Origin of the sequence: Neisseria sp. P0008.S010, assembly GCF_051962715.1 — a bacterium.
GTDB classification, from domain to species: domain Bacteria; phylum Pseudomonadota; class Gammaproteobacteria; order Burkholderiales; family Neisseriaceae; genus Neisseria; species Neisseria elongata.
The window spans coordinates 1-267 of record NZ_JBQCVA010000306.1; the positions used below are offsets into that span (position 1 = coordinate 1).

Genomic DNA, 267 nt, shown 5'->3' on the forward strand with positions numbered 1-267 from the left:
GCGCCGCCGCTGTGAAAATACATGTCGTCGCGTTCAATCATCCCCAGTGCATAGCCCCCGGGTGTTCGGCTGCCATCGACCAGTTTCCCCGGCGTTTGCAGCGTCTTTAACAGCGCCGCGCCCAGCACCGGCTTTTCATAATTCCGCGCCCAGCGCAGCATGTCTTCGATATTCGAATACATGCCTCCGCTGCCGATCACATCAAAGGCCACATCCGCCGTTTTCCAGGAACCCTCGGCTTGGTGATACCCCAGTAGTCCTGTCTCT

Annotated in this window: 1 protein-coding gene; it reads right to left on the reverse strand. The window is 58.4% G+C overall.

Annotated features, from left to right (window positions below):
• Positions 1–267: hypothetical protein (locus ACTHSL_RS13705; RefSeq protein WP_440381727.1), on the reverse strand; the 267-nt coding region annotated here is incomplete at both ends.